Annotated in this window: 16 protein-coding genes and 5 tRNA genes; 18 read left to right on the top strand and 3 right to left on the bottom strand. The window is 49.0% G+C overall.

Translation table 11 applies throughout. From position 1 onward, the window contains the following. The first annotated feature begins 1 nt into the window (after position 1). The 17 genes from D5270_RS00835 (at position 2) to D5270_RS00755 (ending at position 12,517) form a co-directional block, all read left to right on the top strand. On the top strand, positions 2-703 hold the full coding sequence (locus tag D5270_RS00835; protein WP_166542306.1) for a metallophosphoesterase: 702 nt from the start codon (positions 2-4) through the stop codon (positions 701-703). 155 nt (positions 704-858) lie between these two features. Continuing rightward, entirely contained in the window at positions 859-2,172 is a 1,314-nt protein-coding gene (tig, locus tag D5270_RS00830) for a trigger factor (protein ID WP_243150036.1), read from the top strand. 91 nt (positions 2,173-2,263) lie between these two features. After that, a complete protein-coding gene (gene clpP / locus D5270_RS00825) occupies positions 2,264-2,845 on the top strand; it encodes an ATP-dependent Clp endopeptidase proteolytic subunit ClpP (RefSeq protein WP_161472799.1) in 582 nt (193 codons plus the stop codon). A 19-nt stretch (positions 2,846-2,864) separates the two neighbouring features. Then, a complete protein-coding gene (gene clpX / locus D5270_RS00820) occupies positions 2,865-4,172 on the top strand; it encodes an ATP-dependent Clp protease ATP-binding subunit ClpX (protein WP_166542304.1) in 1,308 nt (435 codons plus the stop codon). A gap of 102 nt (positions 4,173-4,274) precedes the next feature. After that, positions 4,275-6,698 (top strand): endopeptidase La, encoded by a 2,424-nt coding sequence (gene lon, locus D5270_RS00815; RefSeq protein ID WP_166542303.1) that lies wholly within the window; start codon positions 4,275-4,277, stop codon positions 6,696-6,698. Next, the gene (yihA, locus tag D5270_RS00810; RefSeq protein WP_166542302.1) at positions 6,695-7,276 is read left to right on the top strand and encodes a ribosome biogenesis GTP-binding protein YihA/YsxC; all 582 of its coding nucleotides are present in this window, start codon (positions 6,695-6,697) and stop codon (positions 7,274-7,276) included. Before lon ends, yihA begins: the two co-directional genes overlap by 4 nt. An 18-nt stretch (positions 7,277-7,294) precedes the next feature. After that, on the top strand, positions 7,295-8,599 hold the full coding sequence (gene lysA / locus D5270_RS00805) for a diaminopimelate decarboxylase (RefSeq protein WP_166542301.1): 1,305 nt from the start codon (positions 7,295-7,297) through the stop codon (positions 8,597-8,599). Positions 8,600-8,616: 17 nt separating this feature from the next. After that, complete coding sequence (locus tag D5270_RS00800) at positions 8,617-8,931, top strand: YerC/YecD family TrpR-related protein (protein ID WP_166542300.1); 315 nt, start codon at positions 8,617-8,619, stop codon at positions 8,929-8,931. A 1-nt stretch (position 8,932) separates the two neighbouring features. Next, positions 8,933-9,679 carry a class I SAM-dependent DNA methyltransferase gene (locus D5270_RS00795; RefSeq protein ID WP_166542299.1) on the top strand — a complete coding sequence of 249 codons (747 nt, stop codon included), beginning with the start codon at positions 8,933-8,935 and terminating at the stop codon, positions 9,677-9,679. 9 nt (positions 9,680-9,688) lie between these two features. Further along, positions 9,689-10,585: an Hsp33 family molecular chaperone HslO gene (gene hslO / locus D5270_RS00790; protein ID WP_166542298.1), complete on the top strand. Its 897-nt coding sequence runs from the start codon at positions 9,689-9,691 to the stop codon at positions 10,583-10,585. An 84-nt stretch (positions 10,586-10,669) separates the two neighbouring features. Further along, positions 10,670-10,746: transfer RNA gene (locus D5270_RS00785), tRNA-Val, on the top strand. 15 nt (positions 10,747-10,761) lie between these two features. After that, positions 10,762-10,838, top strand: a tRNA-Asp gene (locus D5270_RS00780). A 27-nt stretch (positions 10,839-10,865) separates the two neighbouring features. Beyond that, a tRNA-Phe gene (locus tag D5270_RS00775) sits at positions 10,866-10,941 on the top strand. Between the two features lie 3 nt (positions 10,942-10,944). After that, positions 10,945-11,020 (top strand) — tRNA-Gly (locus D5270_RS00770). Between the two features lie 48 nt (positions 11,021-11,068). After that, a tRNA-Cys gene (locus tag D5270_RS00765) sits at positions 11,069-11,143 on the top strand. A 56-nt stretch (positions 11,144-11,199) separates the two neighbouring features. Then, entirely contained in the window at positions 11,200-11,727 is a 528-nt protein-coding gene (locus D5270_RS00760; RefSeq protein WP_166542297.1) for a GNAT family N-acetyltransferase, read from the top strand. Further along, complete coding sequence (locus tag D5270_RS00755; RefSeq protein ID WP_243150035.1) at positions 11,708-12,517, top strand: sugar phosphate isomerase/epimerase family protein; 810 nt, start codon at positions 11,708-11,710, stop codon at positions 12,515-12,517. The genes D5270_RS00760 and D5270_RS00755 overlap by 20 nt, the downstream gene beginning before the upstream one ends. Positions 12,518-12,574: 57 nt before the next feature. On the opposite strand, the gene D5270_RS00750 is transcribed toward D5270_RS00755, so the two are convergent. Genes D5270_RS00750 through metF form a run of 3 tightly spaced genes read right to left on the bottom strand, consistent with a single transcriptional unit; the run spans position 12,575 to position 16,464 of the window. Continuing rightward, positions 12,575-14,953 carry a homocysteine S-methyltransferase family protein gene (locus D5270_RS00750; protein ID WP_166542296.1) on the bottom strand — a complete coding sequence of 793 codons (2,379 nt, stop codon included), beginning with the start codon at positions 14,951-14,953 and terminating at the stop codon, positions 12,575-12,577. Further along, positions 14,954-15,598 carry a vitamin B12 dependent-methionine synthase activation domain-containing protein gene (locus tag D5270_RS00745; protein ID WP_166542295.1) on the bottom strand — a complete coding sequence of 215 codons (645 nt, stop codon included), beginning with the start codon at positions 15,596-15,598 and terminating at the stop codon, positions 14,954-14,956. Positions 15,599-15,603: 5 nt separating this feature from the next. Continuing rightward, positions 15,604-16,464, bottom strand: coding sequence for a methylenetetrahydrofolate reductase [NAD(P)H] (gene metF, locus D5270_RS00740; RefSeq protein WP_166542294.1), 861 nt, complete (start codon positions 16,462-16,464; stop codon positions 15,604-15,606). Positions 16,465-16,583: 119 nt separating this feature from the next. Between metF and D5270_RS00735 the strand changes: the two genes are divergently transcribed. Further along, positions 16,584-17,309: an N-acetylmuramoyl-L-alanine amidase gene (locus D5270_RS00735; protein ID WP_166542293.1), complete on the top strand. Its 726-nt coding sequence runs from the start codon at positions 16,584-16,586 to the stop codon at positions 17,307-17,309. Positions 17,310-17,332 lie beyond the last annotated feature (23 nt).

The raw sequence follows: 17,332 nt of genomic DNA, 5'->3' as shown, positions 1-17,332 counted from the left end.
GATGGCGCTATTTGTAATTGCAGATCTTCATCTGTCCCTGGGAGCGGACAAGCCTATGGATGTTTTCCGCGGCTGGCAGGATTATGTTCAGCGCCTGGAAGAAAACTGGCGGACGGCTGTAGCCCCCGAGGATACGGTAGTTATAGCCGGCGACATTTCCTGGGCCATGAAGCTGGAAGACTGTGTAAAGGACTTTTCCTTTATCAATTCGCTGCCCGGACAGAAACTGCTGATGAAGGGGAATCATGACTACTGGTGGAATACCCGCAGCAAAATAGACCAGTTTCTTTCTGCAAACGGTTTTGATACCATCCGTATATTGCATAATTGCGGATATAGGGTAGGGGACCGGGCAATATGCGGCACCCGTGGCTGGTTATATAATTCTGAGACGGAAGAGGACCGCAAGGTAGTCAACAGGGAGGCCGGGCGGCTTTTAGCGTCAATGGCCGAGGCGAAGGCATTGGGCGGTCAGCTCACCGTCTTCCTTCACTACCCGCCGGTATATGGTGGCATGGAGTGCCGGGAGATACTGGATATTCTTGTGGAAAATCAGGTGTCAGACTGTTATTTTGGGCATATCCACGGGCAATATGCCGCTCAAAAGGCCCTGACCGGCAGTTATAAGGGCGTGAGGATGCACTTGATTTCCTGTGATTATGTAAATTTCCAGCCAGTACTTGTGGAGAATGGCTCCAATTAAGGGATATTTCTGGGCCAATAACCGTAATTTCCTCAGAATATTTGCAAAAAAGGTATAGATTATTGCGCCATGTTGTGCTATAATGGGCAAGATAGTGAAAATCGCGGCGCCTGCCGCCGGGTTGTATAAAGTTTAACATGAGAGGGAAAGTAAAAATGAATTTGAAATCTTCCAACAATGTAGAAACCAACCAGCATGAGCTGGTGCTGGAGGTCACTCCCGAAGAACTGAACCAGGCCATCAACGAGGTATATAAGCGCGAGAGCAAGCGCATGAATGTGCCCGGCTTCCGCAAGGGCAAAGCTCCCAGGGCTTTTATTGAGAAATTTTACGGTGAGGATGTCTTCTATCAGGCCGCAGTAGACCACCTCTATAACCCGATGATGAACACGGCTATCGACGAGTCCAGGCTGGAGGTCGTAGGCGTGAACAGCTATAAAATTGAGAAGATAAGCAAGGAAGAGGGCATTGAGGCCAAGCTGGTAGTTATTGTGCAGCCAGAGGTCAAGATAGACGGCTATAAGGGCATTGAGGTTGTAAAGGAGTCTGCTGAGCCCACTGCCGAAGAAATTGACAATGAGATTGAGCGTATCCGCCAGCGCAATTCCCGGGTCGTCACAGTTGAAGGCCGCTCTGCTGAAGACGGTGATATTGTGGTTATCGACTTTGACGGCTATACTGACGGTAAGCAGTTTGACGGCGGCAAAGCGGAGAATTTCGACCTCACTCTGGGCTCCGGCCAGTTTATTCCCGGCTTTGAGGACCAGATTGTCGGTCATAATGTAGACGATGAGTTTGATGTAAATGTGAAGTTCCCCGATGACTACCATGCCGAAGAGCTTAAAGGGAAGGACGCTACCTTTAAGGTTAAGCTCCACGAGATAAAGCATCGTGAGTTGCCCGATGTTGACGATGAGTTTGTTAAGGACGTCAGCGAGTTTGATACCCTTGAGGAGTATCGCAAGGACATTGAAAAGAATATACGCACCCGCAAGGAGAATGCTGCTGAGGCCAGCGTTGAACAGCAGCTTATAAAGGCTATCATCGATAGGGTGGAGTCTGATGTACCTCAGATGATGATTGACCGCGAGGTTGACGAGATAATAAATTCCTTTGACATGCAGCTGCGCGACCAGGGCATGAATTTGGAAACATATCTGAAGTATACCCAGGGCACGGTTGAGGGCCTGAAGGAGCAGTACCGCGAGCGCGCCGAACAGCAGGTAAGGGTGCGCCTGGGCCTGGCGAAGATAGCTGAAATTGAGGGCTTTGAAGCTACTGACGAGGAGATAGAGGCTGAGTATAAGAAGATTGCCGACGCCTATGGTATGCCCATTGAGAATGTCAAGGGGATGGTACGCTCTAAGGATATTGCCAAGGATGTGTACAACCAGAAGGCAATGGAGCTTGTGAAGGAAAATGTTGTTTATACCGATAAGGCCCCCGAGACTGAGGAGTCCAAGGACTAATTGAAAAAATTGGGCTAAACCGGCAAAACTTGGAATAAATCTTATTGTTCAGATTCATAATACTATACGCGTCTTGTGAAAGGAGTTGCACATGAGCCTTGTACCATATGTAGTAGAACAGACCAACAGGGGTGAACGCTCCTACGATATTTTCTCCCGCCTGCTCAATGACCGAATCATTCTCCTTAACGAGGAGGTCAATAACGCCTCTGCAGGAGTTATTGTAGCCCAGCTGCTCTACCTGGAGGGCCAGGACCCAGAAAAGGATATTGCGCTGTATATTAACAGCCCCGGCGGGGTAATCACGGATGGTATGGCTATTTACGACACGATGCAGTATATAAAGTGCGATGTTTCCACCATCTGTATCGGCATGGCAGCCAGCATGGGAGCGTTCCTTCTGGCTGCCGGGGCAAAGGGTAAGCGATTTGCCCTGCCAAACAGCGAGATAATGATTCATCAGCCCAGCGGCGGCGCGAAGGGCCAGGCAACGGATATCAGCATCCACGCAAACCACATCCTGCGCACTAAGAAGCGGCTGAATGAGATTCTCTCAGAGCGCACCGGCCAGCCCATAGAGGTGGTAGAGCGTGACACTGAGCGGGATAATTTCCTCACCGCCCAGGAGGCTTTGGAGTACGGCCTGATTGACAAAGTGATTGACAAGAGATAACCGGAAAGGATGCGGACGAATGCCAGTGAACAATGAAAACGATATAGCCTGTTCATTTTGCGGCAAGCCCCAAATGATGGCCGGCCAGCTAATCGCTGGGGCAGGTGTATATATCTGTGATTCCTGTGTGCGGCTGTGCATGTCTATCATCAGTGACGAGGACCGTCTGAAGCACGGCAACAGAGTCAGCGAGCGGGATGGCAGTGTTCTGTTGCCAAAACCCGTGGAAATAAAGAGCAAGCTTGACGAATACGTCATCGGACAGAGCGAGGCCAAGATAGCCCTTTCAGTTGCCGTTTATAACCATTATAAGCGTATTTATTTCACCGGGGACGACGGCGTTGAGCTCTCCAAAAGCAATGTGCTGCTTTTGGGTCCCACTGGTGTTGGCAAAACCTATCTGGCCCAGACGTTGGCAAAGCTATTAGACGTGCCCTTTGCCATAGCGGACGCTACCACCCTTACTGAGGCAGGCTACGTTGGCGATGACGTTGAGAATATCCTCCTGCGGCTTATTCAGGCTGCGGACTATGATATCTTCCGTGCCGAGCGCGGCATAATCTATATTGATGAAATTGATAAGATTTCCCGGAAGTCTGAAAACCAGTCTATAACCAGGGATGTCAGCGGTGAAGGTGTGCAGCAGGCTCTGCTGAAGATACTGGAGGGTACCACAGCCAGCGTACCACCGAAGGGTGGACGTAAACATCCCCAACAGGAAGCCATAAATATCGACACTTCCAATATCCTCTTCATCTGCGGCGGTGCATTTGACGGCCTTGAGAAGGTCGTGCAAAAGCGTATGGCCTCCAGTTCCCTTGGCTTTGGAGGGGAAGTTCATGGCAAACGTGAGATGGATGAAAAGAACTGGATGAAAGAAGTCACTCCACACGACCTGGTAAAGTATGGACTTATTCCTGAACTTGTCGGGCGTATTCCTGTGATATCATCACTGGAGGCGTTGGATGAAGGAGCCCTGGTTCGTATTTTAAGAGAGCCTAAGAACTCTCTTATTCAGCAGTATAAAAAGCTGTTTGATTTGGATAGGGTTGATTTAGAGTTCACTGATGATGCCTTGGTGTCAATAGCTAGAAAGACTCTGGAGCGTAAGACTGGAGCACGCGGCCTGCGTGCCATTTTGGAAGACCTGCTTATGCCGATAATGTACCAGGTCCCCAGCGACTACACTGTGGAAAAAGTAGTTATCACCCGAGATATGGTCGATAAAGGCAGCAATCCGGAGATAGTCTATAATAAGGAACGCAAGCCGATGAAAATAAGGATAACTACTCCCAAGCGAAAAGAGCGCAGGGAGTCGGCATCATAAAATTCAAAACAGCTTGAAGGCTGCCGCCGATAAAAACCGGTCGCAGTCTTTCGCTGGTTTTAGGAGAACATCATGCAAAATTTTACAGATGAAATCATAAAAATGGAAGGCAATATGACCCTGCCTATTCTGGCAATTCGCGGGCTGGTTTTCTTCCCCGGGATGATGCTGCAGTTTGACATCACCCGGAAAAAATCGGTGCTTGCGGCGTCTGAGGCTATTGCCCGGGACCGCCTGATATTCCTGGTATCCCAGGTGCATATGTCTGAAAATGAGCCTGTAGGCGACGACCTGTACAAGATAGGCGTCATTGCCCGGGTCAAGCAGGTGCTTCACCATACCAGTGATGGCGCGAAGCTGCATGTAGAAGGGCTTTGCCGTGGCGAGATTATGTCACTGGTCCAGGAGGACCCGTATTTAGTGGGGAATATTGTCAAGTGCCCGGTACTGACTTATAAAAAATCATATAGGTCGGAGGCGCTTATCCGCATAATTCATCAGAAGTTTGACGACTATCTGCGGCTATTTAAGCATGTGCCTCCGGATGTGCTGCTGGGGGTTTTGCAGGAGAAGGACTGCGGACGCCTTGCGGATTATATTACTGCAAATATCTCTATCGACTTTGAACGCAAGCAGTACATACTTGATGAGCTGAGGCCATTAAAGCGAATGCAGAAGCTTATTGCTGTGCTGACTGAGGAGACCCAGATACTGCAGGTCGAGAATGAAATAAACCAGAAAGCTCAAGCACAGATAGACGAGAATCAGCGGGAATACTTCCTGAAAGAGCAGTTGCGTGCGATAACCAGCGAGCTTGGTGAGGATGATAATCCCCAGCAGGAGGCTGACGAAATAAAGGGGAAGGTGCTTTCCCTGAAGCTTCCTAAGGTTTGTGAGGAGAAGCTGCTCAAGGAGTGCGACAAGCTGTACCGTATGCCCTCAGGTTCCCATGAGGCCAGCGTGATAAGGCTGTATCTGGATACCTGCCTGGAGTTGCCATGGCACAAAGCCTCCAAAGAGAAGCTTGATTTGAAACGTGCCCAGAAGGTACTGGACAGGGACCACTATGGCATGGAGAAGGTGAAGGAGCGCTTTATAGAGACTCTTGCTGTACGCAGCCTTGCCCCAGCTCAGACAGGACAGATAATCTGTCTGGTCGGCCCGCCCGGAGTCGGTAAGACCTCTATTGCGCGCTCTATAGCCCAGGCCACCGGGCGAAAGTATGTGAGAGTATCACTAGGCGGTGTAAGCGATGAAGCCGAGATAATGGGGCATAGGAAGACCTATGTTGGCTCTATGCCAGGACGGATTATCAATGCTGTAAAGCAGGCCGGCGTCAATAACCCGCTTCTGCTCCTTGACGAGATTGACAAGCTTGGCACCAACTTTAAGGGTGACCCAGCCTCGGCTCTTCTGGAGGTTTTGGACCCTGAACAGAACTGCGAATTTACAGACCACTACATTGATATGCCCTTTGACTTAAGCCAGGTGCTCTTCATCACAACGGCCAACGATGCCTCCCGTATCCCTGGCCCACTGTATGACCGTATGGACATCATTGAGCTGCGCAGTTATACCCTTGAGGAGAAGCTTAATATCGCAATGAAGCACCTTGTGCGCAAACAGCTGGACAAGCATGGCATAAAGCCGTCCCAGCTAAAATTTACCCGTACTGGTATGCGTCAGCTGATTGACGGCTATACACGAGAGGCCGGTGTGCGTACCCTTGAGAGGCATATCGCCGCAATCTGCCGCAAAGTCGCCAAGATGATAGTGACCGATGAGGAGTTCAAAAGCTATACTGTGCGTCAGGACAAGCTTGAAGAGCTGCTTGGGCCACGTAAGTATATGAAGGATAACGTATCGAAGGAGGATATTGTCGGGCTGGTAAATGGCCTGGCCTGGACTAGCGTTGGGGGAGAACTGCTGCCAATAGAGGTGGCTGTTATGGAGGGTACCGGCAAAATACAGCTCACAGGCTCTCTTGGCGATGTGATGAAGGAATCGGCAAACGCCGCTATAACCTGCATCCGCACCCGCGCGGCAGAACTGGGCATATCTCCCAAGTTTTATGAGAAGTATGACATACATGTACATGCTCCCGAGGGTGCGGTGCCAAAGGACGGTCCGTCTGCTGGTACTGCAATGGCTACTGCCATAACCTCCGCGCTTTGCGGCATTCCAGTGCGGCACGATGTTGCTATGACAGGTGAGATTACCTTACAGGGCCGGGTGCTGCCCATAGGCGGGTTAAGGGAGAAATCCATGGCAGCCTATAAAAATGGTGTTAAGACGGTGCTTTTTCCTGCAGATAACCTGCCTGATTTGGCAGATATAGACCCAATTGTAAAGGATAATGTGCAATTTATTCCCATCAAAAAAATTGATTCCGCACTAGAAAACGCGCTTCAGTATATGCCAATGCCTCTGCCACAGGAAACTACTGTTATACAGGCAGAAGTTGTAAAGGCACCAGCTTCCGGGTATGCCTGCGACAGTGGCACACAGCAAAGGAGTTACCAGTGAATTTTCAGAATGCAGAATTTGAAATGGCTGCAGGTACTGCAAAGCAGCTCCCAAAAGCCGGCTTACCAGAGATAGCTTTCTCAGGCAGGTCAAACGTAGGAAAATCTTCGCTGCTGAATAAACTTGTAAACCGTAAGGCTTTAGCACGGACCAGCTCCACGCCGGGGAAAACTGCTACCATCAATTTCTACAGGCTTATGGAATGCCGTTTTGTGGACCTACCCGGCTATGGCTATGCTAAAGTTGCAAAGAGTGAAAAAGAGCGCTGGGCCGCCTTAGTAAACGGCTACTTTGCCCAGGATAGGCAGCTTCGCCTGGTGCTTCAGCTTGTTGATATGCGGCACAAGCCTACTGCGGACGATTTGCAGATGATAGATTTTTTACAGTCAGGCAGGTACCCCTTCGCGGTTGTATGTACTAAAAGCGATAAATTAAATAAGTCTGAAACTGCGGCGCAGACGGAGCTTTTTACAGAGCTTTTTGCCACAAAGGGCATAGCCTTTTATCCATTTTCTGCCGTAAAAGGCTCAGGCTTGGATGAGATTAAGGCGCTGATTACCGGCGCTGTTGAAGGGTGAAACATATTTGGGAAAGGGATGGTAAATATTTACTCACCTTGTTTAAACATTAATAAAGAGGGCCATTTGGCTATAAGTGGCTGTGATACAATTACTTTAGCAGAGCAATATGGTACACCGCTCTATGTTATGAGCGAGGACGAAGTTCGCCGCGTCTGCAAAAGCTATGTCGATTCCTTTGGGAAATATTATCATGGTAATGGAAGGCCTATCTATGCCAGTAAAGCGTTCAGCTGCAAGGAGATGTACCGTATCGTCACCAGCGAGGGCCTGGATGTGGAGGTAGTGTCAGGCGGCGAGCTTTACACCGCGCTGCAAGCTGGTGTTCCCGGAGAAAATATTCATTTCCAGGGAAATAATAAAACTATGCAGGAGCTAGAGTTTGCCATAGACAGCAATGTAAGTGATATTGTTGTGGATAACTTTGCAGAGCTGGAGCTGCTGGGAAAGCTTGCTAGGGAAAAGGGCAAGACCGTACGTGTTTCTCTACGTATAAAGCCGGGTATAGATGCTCATACCCACGAGTTTATCCGCACAGGCCAGGTAGACTCCAAGTTTGGCCTAGACTTGACAAGCGGAGAAGCTTTACAGGCTGTTACTCGCGCTATCGAGCTGGATGGTGTAAAGCTTATTGGCTTACACTGCCATATTGGTTCTCAAATCATGGAGAAAGAGCCTTTTGTTCACGCTGCTGAGGTTATGCTGGAACTTCATAATCGGATATATAAAGAGCTTGGCGTAGAGCTTGAACAGTTGAATCTGGGCGGCGGTTTTGGTATCCACTATCTCGAGACTGATGATTTTATCCCATACCACGAGTATATGGAGGCGGTCTCTGCAAAAATCGGAGAAAAATGTGTAGAGTACGGTATAAATCAGCCTAAGATTTATATTGAACCGGGTCGCTCTATCGTGGGAGAGGCTGGTATCACCCTGTACACCGTGGGTAATATCAAAGAGATTCCCAATGTGCGCAGTTATGTTTCCATTGACGGAGGCATGTTTGATAACCCGCGCTATGCACTATACCAGTCGGATTATACCTGCCTGATAGCTAATAAGGCCGCTCAGCCAGCTGATTATGTGGCTACTATTGCGGGAAAATGCTGTGAGAGCGGCGACCTTATTCAGGAACACACCCATATCCAAAAGCCTGAGACCGGGGATATCCTGGCTGTGCTTTCAACCGGGGCCTATAATTATTCCATGGCCTCAAACTATAACCGCAACCCCAGACCTGCCTTCGTCATGGTAAAAGAGGGGGAGAGCCGGATTATTATTAAGGGCGAAACATATGAAGACCTCGTGCATAATGACCTTTGATTCGGAGGATAAACACGATGAATGATAAATTACAGGACGGAAATATAGACGCGCTTTTCAGTGCTATTCTGAGCTTGGAAACTGCCGACGAATGCTACAAATTTTTTGAAGACCTCTGCACAGTACCGGAACTGAAGGCCATGTCCCAGCGGCTGGCTGTGGCCCGTATGCTTACACAGCGGCATATCTATTCTGATATTGTCGCTGAGACCGGCGCTTCCACAGCTACTATCAGCCGGGTGGCGAGAGCCTTGAACTATGGCAGTGATGGCTATCACTTGGTGTTTGACCGTATTGGTCTTAGTGGCGATACTTGCGGCAAAGAGGAATGATATGGCAGTGTATTCGGTCTTCTCTCAGTATTATGATATCCTTATGTCAGGCGCGGAGTATCCCCGCCGGGCAGAATATCTGCTGGAACTCCTGAAAGAACTTGGACATCCGCCTGGGCTTACACTTGACCTGGCCTGCGGTACAGGCTCTCTGACGCTGGAGTTATTTCGCCGTGGCGTAGATGTCTATGGTGTGGACGCCTCTGTCGAGATGCTGTCCCAGGCACGGGAAAAATGTATGGACGCAGGGGCGGACATCCTATTCCTGCACCAAAAAATGCAGGAATTGGACCTGTATGGCACTGTCAATACCGTCTTCTGTACACTGGACAGTATAAACCATTTGCAGGGCAGAGAAGAGGTTCGCAGGACCTTCCAGCGGGTTGCTCTGTTTCTTGAACCTAATGGCTATTTTGTGTTTGATATGAACACACTCTATAAACATGAAAAGGTTTTGGGCAACCACACATTTGTATACGATGTTGAGCCGGTGTACTGTGTGTGGCAGAATCGTTGTGCCTTAGGGTCGGGCAGAGTCGATATTGGCCTGGACTTTTTTGAGCGTGATGGAAAGATATACCGGCGCAGCTCTGAGCTTTTTTCTGAATTTGCTTATCCTGTAGAGCAGGTTAGGGAGTGGCTCAATGAGTGTGGTTTTGGAGAGATACATACTTATAACGAGCTGAGCATGGACCCGCCAAGGGCCGATAGTCAGAGGCTCGTTATTGCGGCGAAAAAGTGTGGATAGGAGGAGAATATGGATAGAATCATACGCACTATCACTTCTGACGGCAGCCTGATGGCCTCTGCCATCGACTCAACACAATTGGTCTATACTGCGCAACAGCTGCATACACTTACAAAGACATCAACAGCGGCCCTTGGCAGGCTGTTGACAGGTGCTTCACTAATGGGCGCAATGCTGAAAGAGGCCAATGCGACGCTAACCTTAAAGGTCGCCGGAGACGGTCCTCTCGGCAGTCTTCTGGCTGTAGCTAACAGCAGGGGATATGTCCGCGGCTATGTTGACCACCCTGAGGTTGAGCTTCCCCTAAAGCCTAACGGCAAACTTGACGTTGGCGGTGCGGTGGGGCATATAGGCCGACTGGCGGTCATCAGAGACTTCGGCACCGGGGAGCCATACTCTGGGCAGGTTGAACTGGTAAGCGGTGAAATCGCCGAAGATTTGACCAACTATTATGCCCATAGTGAGCAGACCCCTACAGTCTGTGCTCTAGGTGTTCTGGTCGATAAGAAGGATGGTGACGCCCTGTTAGCCGGAGGTATGCTTATCCAGGCGCTTCCTGGCGCTGACAATACCGCTCTGTCACTGTTGGAGCGAAATGTGGCTGAGATGGACTCGGTGACTACCATGCTGGCGAAAGGGCTGTCCCTGGAGGAAATGTGCCACCTGGCGCTCAAAGGATTCCAGGTTGAGAAGCTGGATGAAACTAAGGTGGGTTATGCATGTAACTGCAGCAAGGAGCGCTTTACCCGCGTGCTTCTCACGCTGCCAATGGAAGAGCTGGAGACGCTGCCGGTAAACAAGGATGGGTTAGTGGAGACCGTTTGCCAGTATTGTAATCGCAAGTATTTGTTCTCTAAAGAGGAGATACAGACCTTAGCCGAAAAAACTCGAAAAAAAGACAAATAAATTTTGATTTTCCTATTGACAAATGAGAGGAAATAAGGTAAAATATAGAATGTCGCTGGGAGCGATATTCCGAGTGGTGAAATTGGGGGCATAGCTCAGCTGGTTAGAGCACCTGCCTTACAAGCAGGGGGTCATAGGTTCGAGTCCTATTGTCCCCACCATATTGGATCTAAGTTGGCCCGGTAGTTCAGTTGGTTAGAACGCTAGCCTGTCACGCTAGAGGTCGACGGTTCGAGCCCGTTCCGGGTCGCCACTAATAGTTCCGAATGGAACTATATTTGCCTCTGTAGCTCAGTTGGTAGAGCAGGGGACTGAAAATCCCCGTGTCATTGGTTCGATTCCGATCGGAGGCACCATTTGCGGGCGTAGCTCATCTGGTAGAGCGCCACCTTGCCAAGGTGGAGGTAGCGAGTTCGAGCCTCGTCGTCCGCTCCAGGAATGAGAAAAGACGCAACCTGTTTGGGAGCGTCTTTTCTCGAAGATGGTGACATAGCCAAGCGGTAAGGCAAAGGTCTGCAAAACCTTCATTCCCCGGTTCAAATCCGGGTGTCACCTCCAAATGTGCTGTGGATATAAATCCATGGCACTTATTTTTTTATAGAAGGGATATAGCCATGCACCTTGAAACCGAGCGCCTTATCCTGCGGGAGATGGTGCCTAATGACTTTGACGCATTGTTCCAAATCCTGTCAGACCCCGAGACCATGCAGCACTATCCAAAGCCATTTGACGAGGAAAAAGTCAGGAGCTGGATAGAGTGGAATCGTGAGAATTATCGGGTGTTCGGGTTTGGGTTATGGGCTGTGGAACATAAAGAAATCCACGAGGTTATAGGTGACTGCGGCGTTACCATGCAGAATATCGGCGGTAAAATCAAGCCTGAAATCGGCTATCATATCCGCAAGGACCTTTGGCGCAAAGGGTATGCTAAGGAAGCTTCCGCTATGTGCCGGGACTGGATATTTAAGCATACGCCATTTCAAACCGTGTACTCCTATATGAAGTATACAAATGTGGGCTCGTACTCCACTGCTATTTCCAATGGAATGCACCTTGTAGACGAATTTGAGGACGATGCTAACACAATCACAAAAGTGTATGCAATTACGCGCCGCCAGTGGCTTGAGCTTCAAGAATTGTGAGGTGACATCATTGGATTGGGGCATACCTACCCTTATTGAACTGCCGGGCCCAGAGGAATCCGCAAGGCTTTGCAGAGAACTCGGTTTTAGTTTTGTAGAGCTAAATATGAACCTGCTGGAATATCAGCAGTTAGATGTACCGCTGCTGCAGTCAGTGGCTGAGAGATACAGTATTTATTTCACAATACATCTGGACGAAAACTTGGATATGTGTGACTTCAATCCCAGGGTTTCTGAAGCATATATGCAGACAATGCTCTATGCTGTGCGCTCAGCGAAGGAACTGGGCGTGCCGGTGCTCAACATGCACCTCTCAAGTGGCGTGTATTTTACTCTGCCGGATAAAAAAGCTTATCTCTATGATATGAACCGCGAGCATTTCTTGGAGAGAATCCGGGAGGCCCTTGCCATGTGCGAGGAGACCGCTGAAGGGGCTGTCACAGTCTGTATTGAAAATACTGGTGTTTTTGCATTGCCGTTCCTGAAGGAAGCTGTAGAATTGTTTCTGCAAAGTCCCTCTTTTGGTCTGACTTTTGATATCGGTCACGACCACAGTGCCGGTGGGGTAGATAAGGCCCTTATTATGGAGCACGAGGATAGGCTGCGGCATTTTCACATACATGACGCATTGAGCAGGAAAAATCACATGATGCTAGGCACAGGAGAACTCGACCTAGCATGGTATATCGCGCTAGCCGAACGCAACAACTGCCGGTCCGTGCTTGAAGTCAAGACTGCACAGGCGCTGCGAGAATCAGCAGAATGGCTGCGAAAACATAAATTTATCTAAATATAGAAAGACCGGTCATGCGTAGCTACACACTTGACCGGTCTTTCTATTTTTTACTTACAGACTTTCTGCCAGCTGCATGGCGTATCTGACCGAAGCCATTGCATCCTGCCCATAGAAATCCGCGCCTATCATATCTGCATACTCCTGTGTGAGCACCGCGCCTCCAACCATTATCTTGACCTCAGGGGCCTCTCTGTGCAGCAACTCGATTGTTTCCCTCATGCTTGCCACCGTTGTGGTCATTAGTGCGCTCAAGCCAACTAGTCCAGCCTTTTCTCTTTTAGCCGCCTTAACTACCGTTTTCGGTGGCACATCCTTGCCCAGGTCTATCACATGGAAGCCGTAGTTTTCCAAAAGCACCTTGACGATATTTTTCCCAATATCATGCACGTCTCCTTTCACCGTGGCAATAACAATAGTCAGTTTGCTCTGCTCAGACGCCTGACCATCCATATGTGTCTTTATAACTTCAAAAGTAGCTTTTGCCGCGTCTGCACTCATAAGAAGCTGCGGCAGGAAAAGAGCCTTTGCTTCAAAGCGTCGCCCAACATTGTCCAATGCGGGGACGATTTCATGGTCTATCATATCCAGTCCGGTCATAGTCTTTGCCAATTCCTCTGCAGCACGAGCTGCTTTATCCTTTAAGCCCTTTTCTATGGCCTCGCGGAGAGAAATTTCCGAAACAGCTATCGGGGAAGCCGCTGCCTCTGTTTGTGAGTATGCCTCGATGTACGCCATACAATTCTCATCATAGCCTGAGAGGGCGCAGAATGACCTGTAGGCGCGCATCATTGGCTCAGATATAGGATTCATAATGGCAGCGTTCAGACCTGTCTGGAGGGCCATAAGGAAGAAGGCAGACGTCACGTTTTCTCTCTGTGGCAGACCGAAAGAGACATTTGAAACCCCCAGAGACGTGTACACACCCAGTTCACTGCGTATGCGGGAAATGGCGTCAAGAGTAACAAGTGCAGCGTCCTGCCCGGCGCTGACCGCCATTGTAAGCGGGTCAATTATAATATCATGCCTGCCTATTCCATACTCTGCCGCCGTGTCTATAATAAGCTTCGCTGCGTCTACACGACCCTGTGCTGTCTCCGGAATGCCTTCCTCAGTAATCGTCAGTCCTATTACTACGCCGCCGTATTTCCTAACAAGGGGGAATATGGCCTCCATAGAGGAGCGCTTGGCTGTGACAGAGTTTACAAGAGGTTTACCGTTATATATACGCATAGCTGCAGCAATAGTCTCAGGGTCAGATGTGTCAATCTGCAGCGGCAGAGATGAGATGGACTGCAATTCTGTTACGACATCACACATAACGGAGCGCTCATTTATCTCAGGCAGGCCCACGTTTACGTCAAGAATATGCGCCCCTGCATCCTGTTGGGTAATACCCTCGCTTAGGATAAATGGCAGGTCATTATCACGTAAAGCCTGTTTAAACCTGGATTTTCCTGTGGGATTTATCCGCTCACCGATAATGATGGGTTTATCGCCAAACTCAACCGCCTTGCTGCCTGAGGTCACTACTGTCCTATGTACCTCCGGCAGAGGCTGACAGCGAAGGTTTTTACAAAGTTTTACAGTCTGCCGCAGATGTTCAGGCGTTGTACCACAGCATCCACCTACGACCCATGCCCCGGCTTGGAGGATTTCTTTCATATATGCGGCAAACTCCTCTGGCCCAACATCATAATATGTGCATCCATCTCGCTCCTTGGGGAGCCCGGCATTTGGATTGACTACCAGCGGCAGCGAAGTACAGGCGCGAAGCTCTCTTATAAGTCCAAGCATTTGCCCAGGGCCCAGCCCGCAGTTCATACCGATGGCGTCTACCCCAAGGCCCTCTAAGATAGCTGCCATAGCCTTGATATCTCCACCAGTTAGCAGCTTTCCGTCTTCGTCAAAGGTCATAGTTACAAAAAGTGGGAGTGAAGTATTCTCCTTTACACCTAAAACCGCCGCCTTAACCTCATATATGTCGTTCATCGTCTCTATCAGCACGCAGTCTGCTCCCACTGCAACGCCAGCGCGTGTCATTTGCCCAAAGGCCTTTACAGCATCTTCAAGCTGCAAATCTCCCATAGGAAATAGCAGTTTACCACTAGGTCCAATATCAAGCGCCACTGTGCCATAGCCAGCCTGTTGTACTGCCTGCCGCGCCAGTGAAACCCCTGCGGCTACAATTTTCTCCATCTCTATGCCGTTTTCCCGGCATTTGAACGGGTTAGCACCAAATGTATTTGTGCTGATTATATCTGCCCCAGCCTCAAGATAGGCTGTATGCACATCCAGTATATCCTGTGGGTGGCTCAGATTCCAAAGCTCCGGAGCTTCGCCGGCTGCGAGCCCTTTTTCCTGTAGGACAGTGCCCATGGCACCATCAAAAAATAAAGGCTTACAGCCCAATCTTGACATAATACTACTCATCTATTCGCTCTCCTTCCTAAAAGGACAATTTTTCGTTGTACAGGTCATGCACTTATTGATATGACACTGTTTTGAATCTTTCGACAGTCCGATAACTGCCGTGATAGACTTAAATGGGACCATCAAAAAGCTGTCGGTCAGTGAAACCCCAATACTTTTGGAAATCTGCAGTGCATCGAAAAGAAACCGCTGACAGCTAAGCTCAAAATCTCCATATCCGGGACTATACCGTGGACGAAGGTACAAGCCATGCTGTTTGGCATACTTCTCAATCTCCTGTTGGACAGTGTCGGCATAGTATTCTACGTAGGCCGCTGCCACAGCTTGAGCAATAGGGAGCATCGGGAGTTCTGTAAAGCTATACCTCTTTACAAGTGAGTCAATGCCCACACCAAGGGTACAAGCAAAGAGAAAGCCTTCGGTACAGCCATCCAGATGTCCGACCAAATCCCGGCTCTCTATCTCCATACCGGCAAGGTTTACACGTCCTTCCGCGCCATTTACAGCTATATCAATATGCTTATATATGTGCCTGGGCCTGGAGGCGGCAACCACCTCTTTTTCGGCCCGGTCTATCATTGAGTTCAGAGTATCGTCGCCTGCAGAAGCTCCAATGTATCGTAAAATCTCTTTGCGGTTTAACATTTCGGTTACCTAATTATGTGGCTAAGGTTACTGAGTATTTTTTCTGCTGTACGAGGGCGGTTCATAGTGTATAGGTGAATATATTTGACGCCATTGGCAATTAAGTCAATAATTTGGTCTGTTGCATAGGCTATTCCAGCCTGCTCCATAGACAATGGGTCATCTGAAAACTTGTCCGCAATCGTCAGAAAGCGCGTGGGCATTGTGGAGCCGGAAAGCTCGGTGGAGCGCTTCACCTGCCTGGCGTTGATAATTGGCATAATACCTGGAACAATGGGCACAGTGATGCCAGCGGCCAACGTCTGATATAGGAATTTATAGAACAGGTTATTGTCAAAAAACATCTGGGTTGTGAGGAAATCAACTCCTGCGTCCACCTTCTCTTTTAGGTGTGCAATATCCTCGCGCTTATGGGCACACTCCACATGACCCTCGGGGTAGCAGGCCGCACCTACACAGAAATCTCCGCTGTCATGGATATCGCGGATAAGCTCAATGGCATAGTTATAATGTGCAGGTCCTGTAAAGTCCACTGGCTTGTCACCACGGAGAGCCATTATATTCTCAATTCCATTTTTCTTTAGCTCAGTCAATTGCTCCCGAATCTGCTCGCTTGTAGAGTCTATACAGGTCAGATGGGCAAGCGCGGTGGTTTGCCGCTTTTTCTGGATATAAGAGGCAACCTCCACAGTCTTTTTTGACGTACTGCCCCCGGCGCCGTAAGTTACGCTGATGTAGTCCGCGCCAAGCTCGCTGATTTGGTCCACTACGTTAAATACCTCTGAAAAGTCCCGGTCTTTTTTAGGCGGGAATATTTCACAAGAAAAACTTACTTTGTCATGATTCAATAACTCTCTAATTTTCATTTTATTCATTCCCTCTGGGATTTTTCTTATATTATATCACGGTTTGGCAGGTTTGAAAAGAGAATACTTCATTTATCGACGGCATATAGTCAAGTAGCTTATCGTAAAAGGAGTAACCCATGAAAAGGAAATTTGGTTTCACCATACTTTTTGCCGCGTCCATCATACTTTTTGTCATGCAGACCATGCAGGCCTTCGGAATCGTCTCCTTTCACGCTGACTTTTTTAGGAAAAAAGGGACGATTATCGTTGATGCCGGTCACGGTGGGGAAGACGGCGGCGCGGTAGCCATAAATGGGGCTCTTGAAAAAGACATAAATCTGGCAATAGCGCTGGAACTGGAAAAAGACCTAAAACAGGCTAATTTTGACGTTATCATGATACGCAGCAGCGATGTTTCGGTTGGCGACCAGAGCCTATCAACTATCTCCGAACGCAAGAGGTCTGACACAAAGTCCAGACTGCGTACTGTAGAGGAAGCTGGCGAGTGCATATTGATAAGCATACATCAAAATCACTTTTCCGAGGGTAAGTACAGCGGCGCGCAGGTCTTTTATTCCGGCAGCCGCCCGGAGAGCGCTGACTTGGCTGAAGCTATACGGCAGAATATTGTCACCAGCCTGCAGCCGGAAAATAAGCGGGAAAACAAACAGGCTGACGGCAGTATATATCTTTTAAAGAACTGTAATGTTCCTGCGGTACTTGTGGAATGCGGGTTTCTGTCCAATTCGGAGGAAACTGAGAGGCTCTGCACAGAGAGCTACCAGAAAGACATGGCAGCGGCTATTTATAACGGACTGATAGATTACCTCCAGAATAAAGAGGAGACAGACTTGGCAAGCTAAGAGTTTTGTGATATAATTAAGCC

The sequence above is a fragment of the Acutalibacter sp. 1XD8-36 genome, assembly GCF_009917525.1.
Classification (GTDB): domain Bacteria; phylum Bacillota; class Clostridia; order Oscillospirales; family Acutalibacteraceae; genus Acutalibacter.
This window is presented reverse-complemented; position numbering and strand designations above follow the sequence as displayed.